This is a genomic window from Tersicoccus sp. Bi-70, assembly GCF_001968825.1.
Classification (GTDB): domain Bacteria; phylum Actinomycetota; class Actinomycetes; order Actinomycetales; family Micrococcaceae; genus Tersicoccus.
In genome coordinates this window covers 188,002-208,531 of sequence record NZ_MIEU01000012.1, presented here as the reverse complement: position 1 = coordinate 208,531, position 20,530 = coordinate 188,002, and the positions used below count along the sequence as shown (strand labels likewise).

The window sequence follows — 20,530 nt, the reverse complement described above, 5'->3', positions numbered from 1 at the left end:
CCCCTCCCTACCGTGGAAGGCATGACCATGGAACTCACCTTGAACAACGGCGTCACCATGCCGGCCCTCGGGCTCGGCGTCTTCCAGAGCCCGCCGGAGGAGACGACGGCGGCCGTCGAGGCGGCGCTCGCCGCCGGATACCGGCACATCGACACCGCCGCCATCTACGGCAACGAGCGCGAGGTGGGGGAGGGCATCCGCCGCTCCGGCGTCGACCGCGCGGACGTGTTCATCGAGACGAAGGTCTGGGTGAGCGACTTCGGCCACGACGAGACGCGGCACGCGTGGGAGAAGGCCGTCGGCAAGCTCGGCGTCGACCAGCTCGACCTGCTGATCCTGCACCAGCCGGCCCCCGACCGCTTCGAGAAGACGATCGCCGCCTACCAGGGGCTTCAGACCCTGCTGGCCGAGGGGAAGGTCCGTTCCATCGGCGTCAGCAACTTCACGCCGCGCCACCTCGAGCGGCTGCTGGCCGAGACCGACGTCGTGCCCGCCGTCAACCAGATCGAGCTGCACCCGTACTTCGCGCAGCACGACGTGCAGGCCGCCGACGCCGAGCACGGCATCCTCACCCAGGCGTGGTCGCCCATCGGCGGCATCACCTTCTACCCGGGCTGGGGCGAGGACCGGAAGAACGTGATGGAGGACGCCACGATCGGCGAGATTGCCCGGGCGCACGGCAGGAGCCCGGCCCAGGTGATGCTGCGGTGGCACCTGCAGGAGGGTCGCTCGGCCATCCCCAAGTCGGTCAACCCGGGGCGCATCGCGGAGAACGTCGCGGTCTTCGACTTCGAGTTGAGCGCCGACGAGATCGCGGCCGTCGACGCCCTCGACACCGGCTTGCGCAGCGGCCCGGACCCGGACGTCGCCCGCGAGGAGCGGTTCGCCGTCGCCATCCCGGAGGCCTGAGCGCGAGCTCGACCGACAGGCTTGCCGGCCGAGCCGACACAGCAGGAGGGCCGGATCGCGATCCGGCCCTCCTGCTGTGTCCGGTTCGACTCAGGCGGCCGCCGGCACGCTGACGACGACCTTGCCCGACACCGGCGTGGTCGCCGCCTCGGCGTGCAGCGCCGGGAGCTCCTCGAGCGAGATCCGGCGGCTGACGTCGATGTGCAGGTCACCGCGATCGACCGCCGCGACGAGCTGCGCGAGCTGGGCGGCGTCGCTGCGCACGAAGACGTTCAGCCCGCGGACGCCGCGTGCCTCGTCGCTCGGCGCCTGCATCCACACGGTCGTGTTGACGACCGCGCCGCCGTCGCGCACGAGCGCTGCCTGACGAGCGAGCTCGTCCGGTTCGATCGGCGCGAGGTTGAGCAGCAGGTCGACCGGCTCGCTCACGGCGGCGCTGACGTCGCCGGCGGTGTGGTCGATCACCTCGTCGGCCCCGGCAGCACGGACGCGTTCGGCGCTGCGGGCGCTCGCCGTGGCGATGACGTGCGCACCGGCACCGTGGGCCAGCTGCACGGCGTACGCGCCGACGGCGCCCCCGGCCCCGGTGATGAGGACCCGCTGACCCGCCCGCAGGTCGCCGAGCTCGAACAGCGCCTGCTGGGCGGTGAGCGCCACCGAGGGCAGGGCCGCCGCATCGACGAGGTCCACGCCGGCCGGCGCGGCGGTGAGGACGTCCGCCGGCGCGACGACGTACTCGGCCGAGGCGCCGGGTGCGGCCATCGGCAGGAAGCCGATCACCCGGTCCCCGACGGCGACGCCGTCCACGCCGTCGCCCAGCAGCTCGACGGTGCCGGCGACGTCGATGCCGGGCGTGTGGGGCAGCTGCACCGGGAACGGCTCCTGCAGGCCGCCGCCGCGGATGCCGGCGTCGACCGGGTTGAACGAGGTGGACGTGACGCGCAGGCGGACCTCGCCGGCGCCGGGCTCGGGAACCGCCACGTCCTCGTAGCGCAGGACGTCGGCGTCGCCGTAGGTGTGGAACCGTACTGCCTTCATGATCATTCGCCTTCGGGAGGAGGGACTGCATCGCCGGCACGTCGCCGGCACGCATCCATAGCGGAGGCTTTCCTCCGTTTATTCCGGCCAAGACGAGATGGCGCCGAATCGGCGGCCGCTCGGCTCGATGGGTGACGCCGACGGCGTCAGTCGGGGTCGGCGGCGATGCCGCGCAGGAACACGGTGCGCTGTTCGGCGGCGGCGGCCTCCCAGCCGGGCACGTTCGCCAGGGGCTGGGCGAGCAGGGCGCCGAAGCGGACCACGGTGCCGGCGTCGACGTCGGGCCGGACCGTCCCGTCCTCGTGGCCGCGCCGCAGGATGGCACCCATGGTCTGCTGCATGCGGGCCCGGTACTGCGCGGACTCGGTCCCCTCGGTCATCGGCGCCCCGTGGAGCGGCAGGACCAGGTCCTCGCGGTGGGCGAACGTCTGGTGCAGGAAGCGGCTGACGGCGTCGAGCCCGGTCTCGCCCGACGCCAGGGCGTCCTCGGCCTCGGCCAGGATCAGCCGGTAGGCGCGGACGGCCAGCGCCTCCAGCAGCGCCTCGCGGTTGGGATACCGGCGGTACAGGGTGCCGATCCCGACGCCGGCCTCGGCGGCGATCTGTTCGAGGGGGACGAACTCACCGCGGGCCAGGCCCGCGCGCGCGGCCGCGGCGAGCAGGCGCTCGGCGTTCTCGGCGGCGTCCTTGCGGAGCCTGCGGGGCGGTGCGGTCATGGTCCCGCAAGGTTACGCGGGCTGATGCCCGTCGTCCGCGCCGTCACGGCGGCGTCGGACTCGCGGCGACCGCGATACGGTGCACGGATGCGTGCTGTCGTCATCGATGCGGTCCAGGGTCAGCCCGAGGTGCGGGAGGTCGACCGGCCGTCGGCGCCCGACGGCGGCGTCGTCGTCCAGGTGCGGGCCACCGGGATGTGCCGCAGCGACTGGCACGCGTGGGCCGGTCACGACGACATCGCCTTCCCGCACGTGCCCGGGCACGAGCTGGCCGGCGTGGTCGCCGAGGTCGGCACCGGAGTGACCCGCTGGACCGTGGGGGACCGGGTCACCGTGCCGTTCGTGTGCGGGTGCGGTCGCTGCGCGTGGTGCCGCGACGGCGACGCCCAGGTGTGCCCCGACCAGCAGCAGCCCGGCTTCACGCACTGGGGTTCCTACGCCGAGTACGTCGCCCTGCACGCCGCCGACACCAACCTGGTCGCCGTGCCGGACGACGTCGACTTCACGACCGCGGCGAGCCTCGGCTGCCGGTTCGCCACCGCGTACCGCGCCCTCGTCGGCCGCGCCCGGCTGCGGGCCGGGGAGTGGGTCACCGTGGTCGGCGTCGGCGGGGTGGGCCTGAGCGCGGTGATGATCGCTCAGGCGCTCGGAGCCCGCGTGATCGCGGTCGACCGGAACCCGGACGCGCTCGCCGTCGCGGCCCGCCTGGGAGCGGAGCACACGCTGCTCACCGCCGACGGCTCCGACGTTCCCGCGTCCGTCGCCGACCGGACCGGCGGTGGCAGCCACGTGGCGGTGGACGCGGTGGGCAGCGAACAGACCTGCGCGGATGCGATCCACAGCCTGCGCCGCCGCGGCCGGCACGTGCAGATCGGCCTTCTTCCCCCGGTCGACGGGCTGCCGCGGGTGCCCATGGACCGGGTGATCGCCTGGGAGCTGGACGTGCTCGGCAGCCACGGCATGGCCGCCGCGGATTACCCGGGCATGATGGCGCTCATCGAGCAGGGCCGGCTTCAGCCGCAGCTGCTGGTGGGGCGCACGATCGGCCTCGAGGAGGCGGCCGCCTCGCTCCCGACCTACGACCGGGCCACCGCCGCCGGCATGACGATCATCGACCCCACCCGATAGGACATCGGCGACAGCACGACGCCGCGGGCGGCACCGGTCCGCATGCGCGGCAACGGCGGCGGCAGCGTCATCCACCCCGTCCTCACCCGCCGCGGGTGCCGGGAGGTCCGAGCCGGGAGGACGCGAACAACTCGTGACGCCCGGTGCCTCACGGAGGGGCGGACGGTGCCGATAGTGGACAGCAGTCACGTCTGTCCACGTCACACCATCACGCATCCGGGGAGAACATGTGGGGAATCAGTTCCGCCCCGTCCGGGCACGCCGGTGTTCCGTGCGCCGGCCGTGCGACCGGCACCGATCCGAGGGGGGCACGAGAGCGGCATGAGGTCGCCTGAGCAGACGCGTATCGAGGAGCTCGAGCGCAGCGTCGAGCGGGAGCGGCAGGGCCGGCTCGCCGCCGAGGCCATCGCCGAGCAGGGGGTGCGGGAGCTGTACGACAAGCAGCAGCAACTGCGCCTGCTCGAGGCGGTCGCCGACGCGGCCAACCAGTCGAGCACGGTCGAGGCGGCGCTGCAGGCCGGGGTCCGGACCGTGTGCGAGTACACGGACTGGCAGATCGGTCACGCGTTCCTGCCCGACGCCACCGGACGGCGACTGCGGCCCACCTCCATCTGGTACGGCGTCGAGGAGGGCCGGTTCGGCGAGTTCTACGAGTCGACCGGGGACTTCGGCTTCGCCGTCGGACACGGCCTGCCGGGCCGCGTGCTGGCCAGTGCGACCGCCGCCTGGGTCACCGACCTTACGGTCGACACCACCTTCACGCGTGCCGAGCAGGCCCGATTCGCCGGTCTCCGGTCGGCCGTCGCGTTCCCCGTCCTGGTGGGCAGCGAGGTGACGGCCGTCCTCGAGTTCTTCTCCGACCAGGTCCTCGAACCCGACGAGACCCTGCTGCGCCTGCTGGCGAAGATCGGTGCCCAGCTGGGCCGGGTGGCCGAGCGGGAGCGGGCGCGGGATCGCCTGCTGCACGACGCCCTGCACGATCCGCTGACCGGGCTTCCGAACCGTGCCCTGTTCTCCGACCGGCTCGCGCACGCCGTCACCCGTACCGAACGGGACGCGAGGACGTCGTTCGCCGTCCTCTTCCTCGATCTGGACCGGTTCAAGCTGTTCAACGACAGCCTCGGCCACCCCGTCGGGGACGCCGTCATCATCGAGGTGGCCCGCCGGTGGGCTGCCTGCCTGCGCGCGGGGGACACGCTCGCCCGGCTCGGAGGCGACGAGTTCACCGTGCTGCTGGACGGGATCGTGGACGTCAACGACGCGGTGCGCGCCGCGGTGCGGATGATGGACGCGCTCGCCGACCCGATCGTGGTCGACGGGCAGGACCTGTTCGCCAGTGCGAGCATCGGCATCGCCACCAGCAGCACGGGCGGCGAGTCGACGGACGACATCCTGCGCCAGGCGGACCTGGCGATGTACCGCGCGAAGGTCCTCGGCAAGGGCCGGTACGAGATCTACGACCCGGTGATGCACGAGCACGCCGTCGGCCGCTTCTCCCTCGAGTCACGGATGCGCCAGGCGCTGCAGGAGGAGGAGTTCGTGGTGCACTACCAGCCGATCGTCTCCCTCCACGACGGCGCGATGGTCGGCGTGGAGGCGCTGGTGCGCTGGCAGAAGTCGCCGACCGAACTGGTGTACCCGGACGACTTCATCCCGGTGGCCGAGGAGACCGGCCTGATCGTCTTCCTCGGGATGTGGGTGCTCAGGGAGGCCTGCGAGACGATGGTGCGCTGGCACCAGCAGTTCCCGCAGGAGCCGCCGCTGACCGTCGCCGTGAACGTCTCCGCCCGCCAGTTCGCGCAGTTCGACTTCGCCGAGCAGGTGGGCCGGGTGCTGGCCGAGACGGGGATCCGCCCGGAGACTGTGAAGCTGGAGATCACCGAGAGCGTGTCGATGACGAACACCGAGCACACCAAGGAGGTGCTCACCCAGCTCGAGCGCCTGGGCGTGTTCGTCAGCATCGACGACTTCGGCACCGGGTACTCCTCGCTGGCCTACCTGCACAGCTTCCCGATGGACACGCTGAAGATCGACCGGTCCTTCGTCGCCCAGCTGGACCGCGGGGACACCGGCCGGCAGATCATCGCGACCATCATGAACCTGGCGCGGGACCTCGGCATCCGGGTCATCGCGGAGGGCACGGAGACGTCGCAGCACGTCGAGGAACTCAAGTCCCTGGGGTGCGACTTCGCGCAGGGATACTTCTTCTCCCGTCCGGTCGAGTCGGCCGCGGTCACCAGCCTGCTCGAGCTGCGGGGCGACCGTCCCCAGGAGCTCGAGGCGCCGCCGGTGCCGACCGGGACCGTCGCGGCTGCCGTCGCCGCCGCCGCCGTCGTGGCCGTCGCGGCTGCCGTCGCGCCCGACGGCGAGCCGGACGCCCTGCCCGTCTAGCACCGACCGTCACACGACGGCACCGACCCGTCACACGAGAACGGCGGCCCCGGGATGCGATCCCCGGGCCGCCGTTCTCTCGTGAGGCGGGTGCCGCGCCTAGTTGGCCCGGCCGTTGGTGTAGGTGGTGATCGTCTGCGGCTGGCCGTCGTTGACGCCGCCGATGGCCGCCGTGCCCTGTCCGTTGATGACGTGGTCGATCGTGCCCGCCTTGTTCAGCGAGACCGTGGTCAGGTCATGCATGATCACGCCCGGGGCGTCCGGGACCTCGAACGACTGCGTCGCGTGCAGGGACGGGTTGACGTTCGTGTAGACGTAGCTGCCCAGTCCCCACGCCTCGTGGGTCCTGACCGTGTTCGCCACCTTGTACGCCGCCCAGCCGTTGAGGCCGTCGTGCTGCCACGCCGCCTGGTCGGGCGCGTCGTAGGGGAGCTCGTTCTGGAAGAACACGGTGCGGCCGCGCTCACCGTTCCAGATCACGTTGTCCTTCTGGTAGTGCTCGACGAACAGGCCGGTCGCGGTGACGTCGTCACCGTTCACGACGACGCCGGTGTCCGCGGTGTTGACCGTCCAGCCGACCGAGCCGGGCACGCCGTGGTCGGCGCGCCACGCCCACACGTCGTCGAGGATCGCGTGGTCGCTGTTGACCTCGAGGCTGGTGGTGGCCTTGCCGACGTGCGGGCCGCCGATGCGGAAGAAGACGTCCTGCAGCGCGGTGGGATCGGCGGCGGTGCCCTGGTGCTTGCCGCCCTCCTGCCGTCCGCTGCCGATGCGCAGCAGCGTGGGGGAGTTGACCGTCCCGGCGTCGAAGGTGAGACCGGCGATGTCGACGCCCTGGACATCGGCCACCGTCATCGGCACCGCGCCGTTCTGCGCGGTGAAGGTGGCCAGACCCAGGCCGAGGACGACGGTGTCGGCCCGCTTGACCGCGATGCTCTGCGCGACGTCGTACACGCCGGGCGTGACGAGCAGATTCTTCCCCTGGGCCAGCGCGGAGTTGATCTTCGCGACGGAGTCCCCGGGACGGGCGACGTAGAAGTCGCTCAGCGGCAGAGACCGGCCTGCGGTGTGGCCGTTCGCCCACGTGGTGCCCGTGGAGTTGGTCTGCGCACTGGGGACGAACACCCGCCAGGCGCCGGCCTCGTCCACGTACAGGTAAGGCTTCTCGCGGGAGACCGGCGTGGCCGTCAGGGTGGTGTAGGGCGGGTCCGGGAAGGACTGCGCCGGGGCGTTGACGTCCCCGGAGAACACCTGGTTCCAGACGCCGTTGGACCAGCCCGCGCCGAGATCGGTGTTGCGGACGTAGAACTGCTGCTGCGAGCCGTTCAAGGCGCCGCCCCGCAGTCGCGAGTCGGCCACGAAACCGCCGCTGGCGTAGTTCGGGCTCTCGCAGTAGGGCATGAAGGTGGTGAATTCCTTCACGTCCACCCGGCGCATCGGGGCGGCCTGGGAGACCGCCCACATCTCGTTGCCGGTGTGGCAGCCGTCGGCGGTCGGGACCACGTGGATCGTCAGGTTGGACACCGATCGCCAGAAGGTGTCCAGGGCGCCGCTGCCGTTGCGGCCGGTGGCGGTGACGCCGCCGTTGATGGTGACGCCGGAGGGGTCCTGCCCGAGGCCGTCGACCTCGGTGTAGTAGCCGACCTTGACGTCCAGCGGGTTCGACTCCGAGCCGTAGGTGCCGGGCTTGAAGAGCAGCGCGTACCGCTGCGTGCCCATCTCGTTGTCGACCTGCTGGGCGTAGATCGCGTCGACCCGGGCCTGGATGTCGGCCTGGGCCATGTCGGGGGAGAAGACGACGACGTTGGGACCGAGCTCCTGGGGAGTCTGGTTCCTGGCCTGGCTCGCCTGGGTCGGGGCCTGGGCCGGGGCCTGGCTCGGGCTTGACGGGCTGGGTGCGGCCACCGCGCTGGTGGGGGCGAGGACGCCGAGCGTCACCGCGCACACGGCGGCGGCGACGCCGGTGCGGCGTCGACGGGACCGGGGCACAGTGAAGGGGGAGGGGAGGGACACGGGTACCTGCTTCCGAACGAAGCGGCGGTCCCCCCGCTCACTCGGATCGGGTGGTCCGAGCGACGCGGTGTCAGGACCGCACATCGATGTGATGCACGTAACATAACACCGATGTCGTCAGCACCCTGTTGATCGGCATTTCCGGTCTTCGCGCTGGTCGCAGGCGCGCATCACCCGGCGCGGGTCAGCGGGTCAGCGGGCCGGGATCAGCGGGTGCGGGTCAGCGGGTGGTGAACAGATCCGCGAGTGCGCCGGCGACGCGGCCGGGCTCGTTCTCCATGGGCAGGTGCCCGGCGCCGGGGATGCGGACCAGGCCGGTGTGCGGGATCTGCGCGGCGAACCGTTCGGCGTACTCGACCTTCTGGAAGCCGTCGTCCTCGCCCCATACCAGCACCTTCGGCAGGGACGACTGCTCGAGTGCGGGCACGAGATCCGTCGTGAACCGGGCGTCGGCCGCGGCTGCCATGGCCATCCACGACCGGCACACGCGCGCATCGTGCCACGGCTCGAGGTAGTCGTCGATCAGCTGCTCGGTGGCGGCGCGGCCCAGCGCGGTCGTCACGGCCTCGCGCCGCGAGGCGAGCAGATCCTCCGGCGTCGTGGCGGCCACCACGGCCGGGTCCCGGAAGCGGGCGACGCCGGGCACGGGCCACGAGTCGAACATGACCGCGTTGACCAGCGCCAGCCGGCGAACGTCGAGAGGGCCACGGACGGCCAGGTGCTGGGCGACACCGCCGCCGATGTCGTGACCGGCGACGCCGACGGGACCGGTGATCCCGAGCGCGGCGGCGAAACGGCCCACCCAGTCGGCGAGGGCGGGCACGGCGGCGGTCTGCGGGTCGAGCTCTCCGTCCGAGCGGCCCATCCCGGGGAAGTCGACGGCGACGGGCCGCAGCCCGGCGTCGGCCAGACCGTCGAGCACCGGTTGCCAGACCCGGCTCCAGTACGTGCCGTGCAGGAGCAGGACGACCGGCCCGTCCCGGTCGACGGTCAGGTAGCTGGTGCGGTGCCCGTCGACCTCGGTCTCGGCCCGTGTCACGTTCGTCTCCGTCATCCTCCTCACTGTACGGGCGGGGGGTGAGCGGTGGTCGACCGGTCGCCCGCGGTCCCGCGGGTGCCCCTACGGGCGGCCACCCGCGTCTGCAGTCCCGCGATGCCGGCGCGGATCATCGCGCCATAGCCCTCGTCGGCCAGGCCGTCGGCGCTCGCCCGCGCCCGGTCGAGGTGGTGCGCGGCGTCGTCGAGCCGGCCCAGGCGCAGGTAGTCGTCGCCCAGGTTCAGATGCAGGCTGGGGGCGAAGCCGTGGGCCGAGGGAACGCCGATCGGGGCGAGGTCCGCGTCGGCCACGGACCCGTGAGCGGCCAGGGCGCGCTCGTCCCAGGCGGTCTCCTCCGCGAGATCGTCCTGCTGGTCCGCGAGGTAGTGCGCGATGACGCACCGCTGGGCGCCCTGCTCGGGCGCGGTCGCCGCCCAGCACGCCGTCAACGCGTCCCGCGCCTCGGCGCTGCGCCCGCCGAAGGACACGGTGACGGCGGCCAGGATCTCCTCCCACGTGATCATGCGGCGAGGTTACCGGCGGCTTGCGCCGTATGCGCGCGACGGCTGAGATCGTGAACATGTTCTCCGTCCCCGAACGCTCCGAGATCCGATCCCGACTCGTGGAGCGCGCCGCCGCGGACCCGGACATCGCTGGAGCGGCCCTGGTGGCATCGGCGGCACGCGGGACCGAGGACCGCTGGTCGGACATCGATCTGGTGCTCCAGCTGCGGACGGGCGTGGCGGAACCGACCGTCGTCGACGCGTGGACGCGCTACCTCGACCGGATCGTCGGCGTCTCCGACATCCACGACGTGGTCGCCGGGTCGGTGCGCTACCGGGTGTTCCTCCTGCGATCCTGTCTGCAGGTCGATGTCTCCTTCTGGCCCCGGGACGAGTTCCGGGCGACCGACACGGGCTTCCGGCTGCTGTTCGGGACGGCCAACGAGCCGGCGGACCCGCGGCCGGCGGACGCCGGCGACACGATCGGCCGGGGATGGCTGTACGCGCTCCACGCCCGGTCGGCGGTGGCGCGCGGCCGGCTCTGGCAGGCCGTCACCATGCTCGACGAACTCCGGAACAGTCGGATCGCCCTGCAGTGCATCCGCGCGGGACTGGACCCCTGGCACGGCCGCGGAGTCGACCAGCTGCCGCCGCGTGAGCGGCAGGACCTCGAGACAAGCCGGGCGACACAGGTCACGGCCGCGTCGCTGGACCGCAGCCGGATCCACCTGACGCGGCTGCTCCTGGCGGAGATCGCCCGGCACGACGCGGATCGGTCCGCCGGGCTGCGCGACCCGTTCGCCGCACTGGCGAAACCCGTCTGACGACGACGCGAGCCGGATCCCGACGAGCCCGTCCACCCGCGCAGAGGCGACCATGGTCGGCTCCCGGTGTGCTCGACCACGGATCGTCACCCCGCCACGAAGCGGTCGTTCGCAGCGCGCCAGGCCGCGCCCATCGTGCCGCCGCCGTGGCCGCCGTCCTCGTCGATCACCAGCTGGGACGCCGGCCAGCGCCGGTGGAGCTGCCAGGCCGTCGCGACGGGTCCGGAGATGTCGCGCCGGCCGTGGATGAGGACGGCCGGGATGCCGACCGGCCGGTCGGGGCGCGCCAGCAGCGGCGGATCCAGGAATCCGTCGTGGGACCAGTAGTGGGTGGTCAGCCGGACGAAGGCGTGCCGGAAGCGCCGGTCCTGCCATCGGGGGTCGCGGTGCAGTCCTCCGGCATCGATCGACACGTGGGTGTCCTCCCACCGGGCCCATTCCCGTGACGCGGCGTCCCGGACGGCCGGATCGGGGGAGCCCATCAGGCGGGCGTACGCCTCGACCAACCGGTCCTGCCCCCGCACATACCCGACGCCGGCGTCCTCGGCGTGCCGGGCGAGCCGATCCCAGGCCTCCGGGAAGACCGCCCCCACTCCCTCGCTGATCCAGTCGACCTCCGGCCGGCTCGTGGTGGTGACCGCGACGAGGACCAGGGCGGTGACGCGGTCGGGGTGGGCATGGGCGTAGGCCAGGGCGAGCGTGCAGCCCCAGGAGGCGCCGTTCACGATCCACGCCTCGACGCCGAGGTGCTCCCGGAGGCGTTCGATGTCGCGCACGAGGTGGTCGGTCGTGTTGGCGTCCAGCGACGTCGCGGGATCGGAGGTGTGAGGAGTCGAACGACCGCACCCGCGCTGGTCGAGGCCGATCACGCGGGTGCGCGTCAGGTCGAAACGGTGCCGATAGGTGCTCTCGCCCAGGGTGCCGCCAGGGCCGCCGTGCAGATGGAGGGCCGGCGTCCCGGCCGGGTTGCCCCACTCCTCCCACCAGATCCGCTGGCCGTCGCCGACGTCGAGCAGGCCGGACCGTCGCGGCTCCTCCGGCGTCGTCACGCGAGGAGCCGCTCGCTGAGGTCCCAGAGGCGTCGCGCGTCGTCCGGGTCGAGCATGGCGGAGTTCGCGTCGGCCGGGATGCTGTCCGCGGTGAGCGGGCGGTCCGCATCATCCAGGACCGCGACGTCGTTGTCCTTCAGATAGACCCCGCCGATGCCGTCGAGCAGGGGACTGGCCGCCCCGAGGACGAGGGTCGACGCGCCCTGCTCGACCGTCTTCTTGCCCGCGGCCGGGTCGATGACCGTGGCGCCCTGCTCGTCGACGAGCCCCTGGGCCCGGTAGGACTCGACGCGGTCGGCGCGGTGCGGACCGGGCCCGATGACGACGCCGGGGTGCGCGGCGAGGGCGCGGATGCCCTCGTCGGCATGGCGTCGATCGAGTTCCACGGTGAAGAGGGTGTTCGCCCGCTTCGACTGTCCGTAGGCCGCACCGGGGTCGTACCCGGAGGCGAAGTCGACGTCATCCCAGCGGATCCGGCCGAAGCGCGCCGCACCGGAGGTCACGGTGAGGACGCGGGCACCGCCGGCGGCCCCGGCCGCCCGGAGGGAGGGCAGGAGCGCCCGCGTGAGCCGGAAGTGGCCGAGGTGCGAGGTGGAGAACGCGAGCTCGTGGCCGCGGGCGTCGAGTCGGAGTTCCGGCTGGAACAGCACAGCGGCATTGTTCACGAGCATGGGCAGGGGCCGTCCCGATCCGTTCCACCGGTCGCCGAAGGCGTCGATCGAGACGGGGTCGGTGAGGTCGAGCTGCTCGACGCGGACGCCGTCGATGCCGCCGACGACGGCAGCGGCGCGCTCCGTGTCCCGGGAGGCGACGGTCACGGACGCCCCGGCCGCGGCGAGCGCGCGGGTGACCTCGCGGCCGAGCCGGCTGTGTCCGCCGGTGACGATCGCCTCCTGCCCGGTGAGGTCGACGCCCGCCAGCACGTCGGCGGCGGTGCTGGCGGCGGTGAACGGCGTGGGCAGGGGAGCCTGGGGCGAGGTCATGTGCTCAGTGTCGTCGTCCTTCGCCCGACGGGGAATCGTGACCGCCGGCAGGGGTCGTGTGGTTTGGTGGCCCCACTGTCGACGGGTCGAGGTGTGCTTCACCGACCAGGACGGGAGAGGACCCGTCCCGGCGGCTCGACCCGTGCGCCGTAGACTGGGACGGCCATGGACTCCACCACCGCTGATCCCTTCCGCGTGCCCGAGAACGGCGCTGCCGACAACGGCTCCGGCCAGCACCCCGCCCTCGACCCGACCGTCGCCGAGCGCCTCAAGCGCGACGCCGCCGGGCTGGTCGCCGCCGTGGTGCAGCAGCACGACACCCGCGAGGTGCTGATGGTGGGCTGGATGGACGACGAGGCCCTGCGTCGCACCCTCACCAGCGGCCGGGTCACCTACTGGTCCCGCTCCCGGCAGGAGTACTGGCGCAAGGGCGACACGTCCGGTCACGTCCAGTGGGTCAAGTCCGTGGCCCTGGACTGCGACGGCGACGCCCTGCTCGTGACCGTCGACCAGGTCGGCGCCGCCTGCCACACCGGCACGCACACCTGCTTCGACGGCCGCGACCTCGCCGCCGTCACCGGCTCGCGGTAGCGGCAGCCCACCAGCGGTCCCGGCACCGGGACCCGCCCGCACGATCGTTCCCGCCCGAAGGAAGGACCCGTCAGCCTCATGGCCGCGTTCGGCGTCGTCAGCCCCACCCTCGAGGAGTTCCGTGAACTCGCCGCGCACCGGCGGGTGATCCCGGTCCGCGTCCGCGTGATCGCCGACGGGGTCACCCCGGTGAGCCTCTACCAGCGGCTCGCGGGGGAGCGGCCGGGCACCTTCCTGCTCGAGTCCGCCGCCGTCGGCGGCCTGTGGTCGCGCTACTCCTTCATCGGCGTCAACGCCCGCGCCACCCTGACGACGAAGGACGGGCAGGCGCACTGGATGGGCACCCCGCCGCTCGGAGTCCCGACCGACGGGGACCCCGTCGTCGCCCTGCGCGACACGGTCGACGCGCTGCGCACGGACCGGTTCGACGGGCTGCCCCCGCTCACCAGCGGCATGGTCGGCTTCATCGGCTGGGAGTCCGTGCGGCACTGGGAGAAGCTGACCAGCCCGCCCGAGGACGACCTGCAGCTGCCCGAGCTCGCCATGGGCCTGGTCTCCGACCTGGTCGTGCACGACAACAAGGAGGGCACCGTCTGGGTGATCGCCAACGCGATCAACGTCGACAACACCGGCGAGCGGGTCGACGAGGCCTGGCACGACGCCGTCGACCGCGTCCACGCCATGCTCCGCACCCTCGCCGAGCCCCACCCCGTGGATCCGGTGCGCGTCATGGAGCCGGGGCCGGACGGGACCGACGACGTGGACGTCACGGTGTCGGCCGCCGGCCCCGTCCGCGAGTCCTGGGCCGAGCAGCAGTACCTCGCCGCGATCGAGCACGGCAAGCGCGCCATCGTCGACGGCGAGGTGTTCCAGGTCGTCATCTCCCGCCGGTTCGAGGCGGACTGCGCCGCGTCCCCGCTGGACGTCTACCGGGTGCTGCGCCGCACCAACCCGAGCCCGTACATGTACCTGTTCCGTTTGCAGGACGCGGACGGGAAGGACTACTCGATCGTCGGGTCGTCGCCGGAGTCCCTGGTCAAGGTCGAGGGCGACACGGTGATCACCCACCCGATCGCCGGCTCCCGGCCCCGGGGCGCCACCGCCGAGGAGGACCACGCGCTCGCCGAGGAGCTGCTGGCCGACGAGAAGGAGCGCTCCGAGCACCTCATGCTCGTCGACCTCTCGCGCAACGACATCTCGAAGGTGTGCGTGCCCGGCACCGTGGACGTCACCCAGTTCATGCAGATCGAACGGTTCAGCCACATCATGCACCTCGTCTCCACGGTGATGGGCCGGCTGCGGCCGGGCGCCTCCGCGTACGACGTGCTGGCAGCGACGTTCCCCGCGGGAACCCTCTCCGGTGCCCCGAAGCCCCGGGCGATGCGCCTGCTCGACGAACTCGAACCCCACCGGCGCGGCGCCTACGGCGGCGTCGCGGGCTACCTCGACTTCGCCGGCGACATGGACATGGCCATCACCATCCGCACCGCCCTGCTGCGTGACGGGAAGGCCTGGGTCCAGTCCGGTGGCGGCATCGTCGCCGACTCGGACCCGGCGACGGAGGCCGCCGAGTCCGTCAACAAGGCGGCCGCCCCGATGCGCGCCGTGCTGCTCGCCTCCCGACTGCGCGAGGTGGACCACGCCTGGCTGGACGCGCGGGAACGGCTCGACGGTGGCCCGGGCGGCCACCACGCCGGGCGGCACCGGGCGGACCACCGGATGGCGGCCCGTTTCGACGCGGCCGACGGAACACCGGACGACGCGGAGGCCGACGCGACGGAGATCGCCACCGCGGACGTGCATGCCGCGGGGGACGGAACGAGCCGATGACCGCCACGAACGCCGCCACGCGTCGTCCCCGGCGGACCGGTCCGCGCCTGACCCGGGCGCGGACCGTCCTGATCACCGTGGTCGCCGCCGGCGCCGTCTTCCTGACCACCACGCAGACGTGGGTGCACGCGACCCTCACCTCGGGCACCGTGCGCAGCATCGAGGCCGCGGTCAACGGGTCCGACGCCGCCCGCTCGGTCACCGCGCTCGCCCTCGTGGCGCTGGCGGGCGCGCTCGCCCTCAGCATCGCCGGACGGGTCGCCCGCGTGATCGTCGCGATCCTCATCGTCCTCGCAGGCCTCGGCTCCGCCGTCGCGGCCGTCTCCCTCCTCGCGGACCCGGCAGCCGCGGCGAACGGGGAGATCGCCACCCAGTCCGGTGTGACCGGCGGCAACATCGTCGCGAGCGCGACCGGCTGGGTGGGCGCCGCCGTCGTCGTCGCCCTCCTGCTGGCCGCGTGCGGCGTCCTCGTCCTGATCGCCGGCCGCCGCTGGGACTCCGCCCGCCGCTTCGAGACACCCGCGGCCGGTGCGGCCGCCGTCACGACGGCCGACGCCACGACCGGGGAGGCCCCGGCCGGTGACGCCGCCGACCGGGATCGGGACGCGCCGGCGCCGGAGACCATCCCGCAGGACGCGACGCCGCGGACCGGGAAGCCGACCGGAACCCCGACACCGACCGGAACCACGACGGCGACCGGAGCCACCGGAACGACGACGTCGACACCCGAAGGCGCACCGACCGGAAGCCCGTCGACCGCACCGGTGGACGACATCGACAGCTGGGACCGGCTGACCCGCGGCCAGGACCCGACCGACTGACACCCGCGCGGCCCGCTGTGAGTCGGGTCACGGACGGGCGCCGACACCGGGGCAGCAGGGGTCCAGTGGCAGAATGGACCCGACGCACCGGACGCGACACACCGCAGCCGAGCAGCCACACGAGAGGACACCGCCGATGAGCACCGGAACGCAGCAGGGTCACCACGAGCAGGGCGGCGACGCCGCCAACACCCCCGACCGCAAGGTCGACCTGCTTCCCGTCGGTCACGGCAACAGCCCCGCCGCGTGGACGTGCGTCGGTGTCATGGCCCTCGGTGTCGTCGTGGCGTGCCTGGCCTTCGTCTTCGCCAACGTCCCCTTCTTCGTCGTCGGCGTCGTGATCATCGTCGCCGGTCTGTTCGCGGGCTGGTTCCTCCGCCGCGCTGGCTACGGCGTGGGAGGCGACAAGATCAAGAGCCACCACGCGTGAGCGTCCTCGACGACATCGTCGCCGGCGTCCGGGAGGACCTGGAGGTCCGCCGCCGGGAGATCGGTGACGCCGAGGTCGCCCGGGCCGCGACCGGTGTGCTGCCCGCGCGGGACGCGTTCGCCGCGCTCGGAGGCGGCGTGGTCGGTGCCGACCGCCGGCTCCGGCTGATCACCGAGGTCAAGCGGGCGAGCCCCTCGAAGGGGGACCTGGCCGCGATCGCCGATCCCGCGTCACTGGCCGCCGCCTACGAGGCCGGGGGAGCAGCCGCCATCAGCGTGCTCACCGAACAGCGCCGGTTCCGCGGGTCGCTGGCCGATCTGGACGCCGTCCGCTCCGCCGTCTCCATCCCGGTGCTGCGCAAGGACTTCACGGTCGACGCCTACCAGATCCACGAGGCGCGGGCCCACGGCGCCGACCTCGTCCTGCTGATCGTGGCCGCCCTGGACCAGCCGACCCTGATCGACTTCCTGGCGCTCACGCACGAGCTCGGCATGAACGCACTCGTGGAGTCCCACACCGCGGACGAGCTGGAGCGCGCCCTCGACGCCGGCGCCCGCATCGTCGGCGTCAACACCCGGAACCTGAAGACCCTCGACGTGGATCCCGGCGTCTTCACCCCGCTGGCCGGGATGATCCCGAGCGACGTCGTCGCGGTGGCCGAGTCCGGCGTCGTGGATGCCGACGACGTCGCCGGCTACGCGGCCGCCGGGGCCGACGCCGTCCTCGTCGGCGAGGCGCTCGTGCGCAGCAGCCTCGGCGAGGGAGCCGACCCGGCCCAGACGGTCCGCCGGTTCGCCGCCGCCGGAACCGCCGCGCAGCGCGAACGCGGATCCCATGCACCCGCGCCGACGTACACCGATCCGACCGACACCGAGCCGACACGATGAGTGAGCCCGTGACCCAGACCCCAGCCCCCACCCCCGCCACGGACGAGCCCCGCTCGGCCGCCGACGACTTCCTGGCCGGCGGCCTGCGCCACGCGCCCGGGCCCTACTTCGGGGACTACGGCGGACGCTGGATGCCCGAGTCGCTGATCGCCGCCCTCGACGAGCTGACCGACACGTTCGAGAAGGCCAAGACGGACCCGGACTTCATCGCCCAGGTGAAGGATCTGAACCGCAACTACTCGGGCCGGCCGTCGCTGCTGACCGAGGCGAAGCGGTTCTCCGCCCATGTCGGCGCGCGGGTCTTCCTCAAGCGCGAGGACCTGAACCACACGGGCAGCCACAAGATCAACAACGTCCTCGGCCAGGCGCTGCTCGCCGCCCGGATGGGCAAGACCCGGCTGATCGCCGAGACCGGCGCCGGCCAGCACGGCGTCGCCAGCGCCACCGCGGCCGCCCTGATGGGCATGGAGTGCGTCGTCTACATGGGCGCGGAGGACACCCGCCGCCAGGCGCTCAACGTCGCCCGGATGGAGCTGCTCGGCGCGACCGTCATCCCCGTCACCAACGGTTCGCAGACCCTCAAGGACGCCATCAACGAGGCGCTGCGGGACTGGGTCGCCAACGTCGACACGACGCACTATTTGCTCGGCACGGCCGCGGGCGCCCACCCGTTCCCCTCCCTCGTCCGGTACTTCCACGAGGTGATCGGCGACGAGGCCCGCGAGCAGATCCTGGAGCAGACCGGCCGGCTGCCCGACGCCGTGACCGCCTGCATCGGCGGCGGCTCGAACGCCATCGGCATCTTCCACGCTTTCCTCGACGACGCGTCGGTCCAGCTGTACGGTTTCGAGGCCGGTGGCGACGGCGTCGAGACCGGCCGGCACGCCGCGACCATCACGCTGGGCCGGCCCGGCGTGCTGCACGGCGCCAACACCTACCTGATGCAGGACGAGGACGGCCAGACCGTCGAGTCCCACTCGATCTCCGCGGGCCTGGACTACCCGGGCGTGGGTCCGGAGCACTCCTACCTGCACGACATCGGCCGCGTCACGTACGAGCCGATCACCGACGCCGAGGCGATGGACGCGTTCCGGCTGCTGTGCCGCACCGAGGGCATCATCCCGGCGATCGAGTCGGCGCACGCCCTCGCCGGCACCGTCAAGGTCGGGCAGCGCTGGGCCGCCGAGGACGAGGCCGCCGCGCGCGAGAAGGTCATCGTCGTCTCCCTCTCGGGCCGGGGCGACAAGGACGTCGCGACCGCCGCCGAGTGGTTCGACCTGCTGGACGCGGACAGCGCGGAGCAGGAGATCGCCGAGGAAGGGGAACAGCTGTGAGCACGCACGTCACCGAGACCGGGACCGCCCCCTCCTCCACGTCGAAGGCGGCCGCCGCGATCGACGCCGCCCGCGAACAGGGCCGCACCGCACTGATCGGGTACCTGCCCGCCGGGTACCCGGACGTGGCCGGCAGCATCGAGGCCGCCGTGGCGCTGGCCGAGAACGGCGCCGACATCATCGAGATCGGCGTCCCGTACTCCGACCCGGTGATGGACGGACCCGTGATCCAGGCCGCGACCACCGAGGCCCTGGCGAACGGCTTCCGCGTGGCCAGCGTCTTCGACGTCGTCCGTGCCGTCACCGAGCGCACCGGCGTCGCCGTGCTCGTGATGACCTACTGGAACCTGGTCAAGCGGATGGGCGTCGACGAGTTCGCCCGCCGGCTCGCCGAGGCCGGGGGCGCCGGCCTGATCACACCGGACCTCACCCCGGACGAGGCGGACGAGTGGTTCGCGGCCTCGGACCGGTACGGACTGGACCGCGTGTTCCTCGCGGCCCCGTCCTCCAGCGCCGAGCGGCTCGCGATGGTCGCGCAGGCCAGCCGCGGCTTCGTCTACGGCGTCTCGATCATGGGCGTCACCGGTGCCCGCTCCGCCGTGAGCGACGCCGCCGAGGCCGTCGTCGCCGGCTCCCGTGACGCGGGCGCCGAGCGCGTCTGCGTCGGCCTGGGCGTCTCCACCCCCGAGCAGGTCCGCGAGATCGGTGCCTACGCCGACGGCGTCATCGTCGGCAGTGCCCTCGTCGCCGCCCTGCGCGACGGTGGTCCGAGCGCCGTCGGTGACCTCGCCGCCGCGCTGCGGAGCGGGACGAGCCGGGCCGACGGCGCCGGCAGGGGGACCGGCGCGTGAACCTCCTCGACACGGTCGCGGGCCTGCCCGCGACCCTGACGGCCAGCATCCCCAGCCCCGGCTGGTCCGGGTTCACCCTCGGCCCCTTCAGCGTGAAGGCCTACGCGCTGTGCATCCTCGCCGGCATCGTCGTGGCCCTGATCCTGACGCGGCGCCGCTGGGCGGCCCGCGGCGGGGACGACGACTCGCTGTGGTCGATCGCCGTCTGGGCGATCCCCGCCGGCATCATCGGCGGCCGGCTCTACCACGTGTTCTCCTCCCCGGACGCCTACTTCGGTCCCGGGTTCGACGGCACGGGTGACCTCTCCCTGATCCCGCAGGTCTGGCGGGGAGGCCTCGGCATCTGGGGCGCCGTGCTGCTCGGCTTCATCGGCGCCTGGATCGGCGCCCGTCGCGCCGGCGCGCGGATCCTCGTGTTCGCCGACGCGGCCGCCCCCGGTCTGCTGCTCGCCCAGGCCATCGGCCGCCTCGGCAACTGGTTCAACCAGGAGCTGTTCGGCGGGCCCACCACCCTGCCGTGGGGCCTGCAGATCGACCCGTCCAGTCCCACGTTCCCCGCGCAGTATCCGCCCGGCACGCTCTTCCACCCGACGTTCCTCTACGAACTGCTGTGGAACCTCGCCGGGGTGGCGGTGCTGATCTGGGCGGACCGCCGGTTCCGCCTGCGCGGTGGCCGCGTGTTCTGGCTGTACGCGGTGATCTACACGCTCGGCCGCGTGTGGATCGAGGCCCTGCGCATCGACGACGCGGAGCTCATCCTCGGCGTCCGGCTCAACGTGTGGACGTCGATCCTCGTCTTCCTCGTCGCCCTCGCCATGTTCGTCCACCTCGGCGTCCGCCAGCGGCAGCACCCGGCTCCGGACCAGGCGCTCGTCACCCCCGCCGGTCACCCGGACGGCGAGCTCACCGACGCGTCCTCGGACGACGACGCGAGTGTCCAGGATGTGGACAATAGCGACCGCACTCCGGACGCATCGACCGTCCCGAGCGGTGCTGACGGCGCCGATCACCGTGCTACGCTCGGTGCCACGGAACGCGAGAAGCCTGCGGCGGTCGACGAACGACGCCGTTCCTGACGAGGCGCCGTTTCTCTGCGAGGGCGGTGGCGCACCAGCCCACGTCCGCGGTCCCGGGCCACCCCCGGTCTCCGACAGCGGTGACGCCACCAGGACCCGGAGGACACCGGGGCCAACCGC

At 72.8% G+C, this 20,530-nt stretch carries 19 protein-coding genes; 12 read left to right on the top strand and 7 right to left on the bottom strand.

What is annotated here, in order from left to right:
* Positions 1-27 precede the first annotated feature (27 nt).
* Positions 28-909, top strand: coding sequence for an aldo/keto reductase (locus BGP79_RS10075; RefSeq protein WP_076695374.1), 882 nt, complete (start codon positions 28-30; stop codon positions 907-909).
* Positions 910-999: 90 nt separating this feature from the next.
* Here BGP79_RS10075 and BGP79_RS10070 read toward each other — a convergent pair whose 3' ends face one another.
* Together BGP79_RS10070 and BGP79_RS10065 are read right to left on the bottom strand one after the other, a co-directional pair.
* Positions 1,000-1,947, bottom strand: coding sequence for an NADP-dependent oxidoreductase (locus tag BGP79_RS10070; RefSeq protein ID WP_076695372.1), 948 nt, complete (start codon positions 1,945-1,947; stop codon positions 1,000-1,002).
* A gap of 146 nt (positions 1,948-2,093) precedes the next feature.
* Positions 2,094-2,663: a TetR/AcrR family transcriptional regulator gene (locus tag BGP79_RS10065; protein ID WP_076695084.1), complete on the bottom strand. Its 570-nt coding sequence runs from the start codon at positions 2,661-2,663 to the stop codon at positions 2,094-2,096.
* Positions 2,664-2,750: 87 nt separating this feature from the next.
* On the opposite strand from BGP79_RS10065, the gene BGP79_RS10060 reads away from it, so the two are divergent.
* Entirely contained in the window at positions 2,751-3,791 is a 1,041-nt protein-coding gene (locus BGP79_RS10060) for a zinc-dependent alcohol dehydrogenase family protein (RefSeq protein ID WP_076695370.1), read from the top strand.
* Positions 3,792-4,112: 321 nt separating this feature from the next.
* Positions 4,113-6,182, top strand: coding sequence for a bifunctional diguanylate cyclase/phosphodiesterase (locus BGP79_RS10055; protein ID WP_076695082.1), 2,070 nt, complete (start codon positions 4,113-4,115; stop codon positions 6,180-6,182).
* 99 nt (positions 6,183-6,281) lie between these two features.
* Here the strand turns inward: BGP79_RS10055 and BGP79_RS16615 are convergent, their stop codons facing one another.
* From BGP79_RS16615 to BGP79_RS10040, 3 genes are all read right to left on the bottom strand, one after another.
* Entirely contained in the window at positions 6,282-8,195 is a 1,914-nt protein-coding gene (locus BGP79_RS16615) for an adenylyl cyclase (protein ID WP_158067171.1), read from the bottom strand.
* A gap of 220 nt (positions 8,196-8,415) precedes the next feature.
* Positions 8,416-9,249 (bottom strand): alpha/beta fold hydrolase, encoded by an 834-nt coding sequence (locus BGP79_RS10045; RefSeq protein ID WP_076695078.1) that lies wholly within the window; start codon positions 9,247-9,249, stop codon positions 8,416-8,418.
* A 5-nt stretch (positions 9,250-9,254) separates the two neighbouring features.
* The gene (locus tag BGP79_RS10040; protein WP_076695076.1) at positions 9,255-9,755 is read right to left on the bottom strand and encodes a hypothetical protein; all 501 of its coding nucleotides are present in this window, start codon (positions 9,753-9,755) and stop codon (positions 9,255-9,257) included.
* A gap of 56 nt (positions 9,756-9,811) precedes the next feature.
* On the opposite strand from BGP79_RS10040, the gene BGP79_RS10035 reads away from it, so the two are divergent.
* The gene (locus BGP79_RS10035) at positions 9,812-10,558 is read left to right on the top strand and encodes a hypothetical protein (protein ID WP_076695368.1); all 747 of its coding nucleotides are present in this window, start codon (positions 9,812-9,814) and stop codon (positions 10,556-10,558) included.
* A gap of 86 nt (positions 10,559-10,644) precedes the next feature.
* Here BGP79_RS10035 and BGP79_RS10030 read toward each other — a convergent pair whose 3' ends face one another.
* Together BGP79_RS10030 and BGP79_RS10025 are read right to left on the bottom strand one after the other, a co-directional pair.
* Positions 10,645-11,607, bottom strand: coding sequence for an alpha/beta fold hydrolase (locus tag BGP79_RS10030; protein WP_076695075.1), 963 nt, complete (start codon positions 11,605-11,607; stop codon positions 10,645-10,647).
* Entirely contained in the window at positions 11,604-12,590 is a 987-nt protein-coding gene (locus BGP79_RS10025; RefSeq protein WP_076695073.1) for an SDR family NAD(P)-dependent oxidoreductase, read from the bottom strand. The genes BGP79_RS10030 and BGP79_RS10025 overlap by 4 nt, the downstream gene beginning before the upstream one ends.
* A gap of 165 nt (positions 12,591-12,755) precedes the next feature.
* On the opposite strand from BGP79_RS10025, the gene hisI reads away from it, so the two are divergent.
* From hisI to lgt, 8 genes are all read left to right on the top strand, one after another.
* Entirely contained in the window at positions 12,756-13,181 is a 426-nt protein-coding gene (gene hisI, locus BGP79_RS10020) for a phosphoribosyl-AMP cyclohydrolase (RefSeq protein ID WP_083701780.1), read from the top strand.
* Between the two features lie 78 nt (positions 13,182-13,259).
* Entirely contained in the window at positions 13,260-15,011 is a 1,752-nt protein-coding gene (locus BGP79_RS10015) for an anthranilate synthase component I (protein WP_083701779.1), read from the top strand.
* The gene (locus tag BGP79_RS10010) at positions 15,008-15,832 is read left to right on the top strand and encodes a Trp biosynthesis-associated membrane protein (RefSeq protein ID WP_083701778.1); all 825 of its coding nucleotides are present in this window, start codon (positions 15,008-15,010) and stop codon (positions 15,830-15,832) included. The genes BGP79_RS10015 and BGP79_RS10010 overlap by 4 nt, the downstream gene beginning before the upstream one ends.
* Positions 15,833-15,968: 136 nt before the next feature.
* Positions 15,969-16,262, top strand: coding sequence for an HGxxPAAW family protein (locus BGP79_RS10005; RefSeq protein ID WP_233121372.1), 294 nt, complete (start codon positions 15,969-15,971; stop codon positions 16,260-16,262).
* Positions 16,259-17,149 carry an indole-3-glycerol phosphate synthase TrpC gene (gene trpC, locus BGP79_RS10000; RefSeq protein ID WP_076695071.1) on the top strand — a complete coding sequence of 297 codons (891 nt, stop codon included), beginning with the start codon at positions 16,259-16,261 and terminating at the stop codon, positions 17,147-17,149. Before BGP79_RS10005 ends, trpC begins: the two co-directional genes overlap by 4 nt.
* A gap of 8 nt (positions 17,150-17,157) precedes the next feature.
* Positions 17,158-18,483, top strand: a complete 1,326-nt coding sequence (gene trpB, locus BGP79_RS09995) for a tryptophan synthase subunit beta (RefSeq protein WP_233121369.1) — start codon at positions 17,158-17,160, stop codon at positions 18,481-18,483.
* The gene (gene trpA, locus BGP79_RS09990) at positions 18,480-19,334 is read left to right on the top strand and encodes a tryptophan synthase subunit alpha (protein WP_076695067.1); all 855 of its coding nucleotides are present in this window, start codon (positions 18,480-18,482) and stop codon (positions 19,332-19,334) included. The genes trpB and trpA overlap by 4 nt, the downstream gene beginning before the upstream one ends.
* Positions 19,331-20,410, top strand: a complete 1,080-nt coding sequence (gene lgt, locus BGP79_RS09985; RefSeq protein ID WP_233121367.1) for a prolipoprotein diacylglyceryl transferase — start codon at positions 19,331-19,333, stop codon at positions 20,408-20,410. The genes trpA and lgt overlap by 4 nt, the downstream gene beginning before the upstream one ends.
* The last annotated feature ends 120 nt before the right edge of the window (positions 20,411-20,530 follow it).

Excerpts from the sequence above, each read along its gene's own strand:
- BGP79_RS10075 (WP_076695374.1), top strand. The coding sequence starts at position 28 with ATGGAACTCACCTTGAACAACGGCGTCACCATGCCGGCCCTCGGGCTC.
- BGP79_RS10070 (WP_076695372.1), bottom strand. The coding sequence starts at position 1,947 with ATGAAGGCAGTACGGTTCCACACCTACGGCGACGCCGACGTCCTGCGC.
- BGP79_RS10065 (WP_076695084.1), bottom strand. The coding sequence starts at position 2,663 with ATGACCGCACCGCCCCGCAGGCTCCGCAAGGACGCCGCCGAGAACGCC.
- BGP79_RS10060 (WP_076695370.1), top strand. The coding sequence starts at position 2,751 with ATGCGTGCTGTCGTCATCGATGCGGTCCAGGGTCAGCCCGAGGTGCGG.
- BGP79_RS10055 (WP_076695082.1), top strand. The coding sequence starts at position 4,113 with ATGAGGTCGCCTGAGCAGACGCGTATCGAGGAGCTCGAGCGCAGCGTC.
- BGP79_RS10045 (WP_076695078.1), bottom strand. The coding sequence starts at position 9,249 with ATGACGGAGACGAACGTGACACGGGCCGAGACCGAGGTCGACGGGCAC.
- BGP79_RS10040 (WP_076695076.1), bottom strand. The coding sequence starts at position 9,755 with ATGATCACGTGGGAGGAGATCCTGGCCGCCGTCACCGTGTCCTTCGGC.
- BGP79_RS10035 (WP_076695368.1), top strand. The coding sequence starts at position 9,812 with ATGTTCTCCGTCCCCGAACGCTCCGAGATCCGATCCCGACTCGTGGAG.
- BGP79_RS10025 (WP_076695073.1), bottom strand. The coding sequence starts at position 12,590 with ATGACCTCGCCCCAGGCTCCCCTGCCCACGCCGTTCACCGCCGCCAGC.
- hisI (WP_083701780.1), top strand. The coding sequence starts at position 12,756 with ATGGACTCCACCACCGCTGATCCCTTCCGCGTGCCCGAGAACGGCGCT.
- BGP79_RS10015 (WP_083701779.1), top strand. The coding sequence starts at position 13,260 with ATGGCCGCGTTCGGCGTCGTCAGCCCCACCCTCGAGGAGTTCCGTGAA.
- BGP79_RS10010 (WP_083701778.1), top strand. The coding sequence starts at position 15,008 with ATGACCGCCACGAACGCCGCCACGCGTCGTCCCCGGCGGACCGGTCCG.
- BGP79_RS10005 (WP_233121372.1), top strand. The coding sequence starts at position 15,969 with ATGAGCACCGGAACGCAGCAGGGTCACCACGAGCAGGGCGGCGACGCC.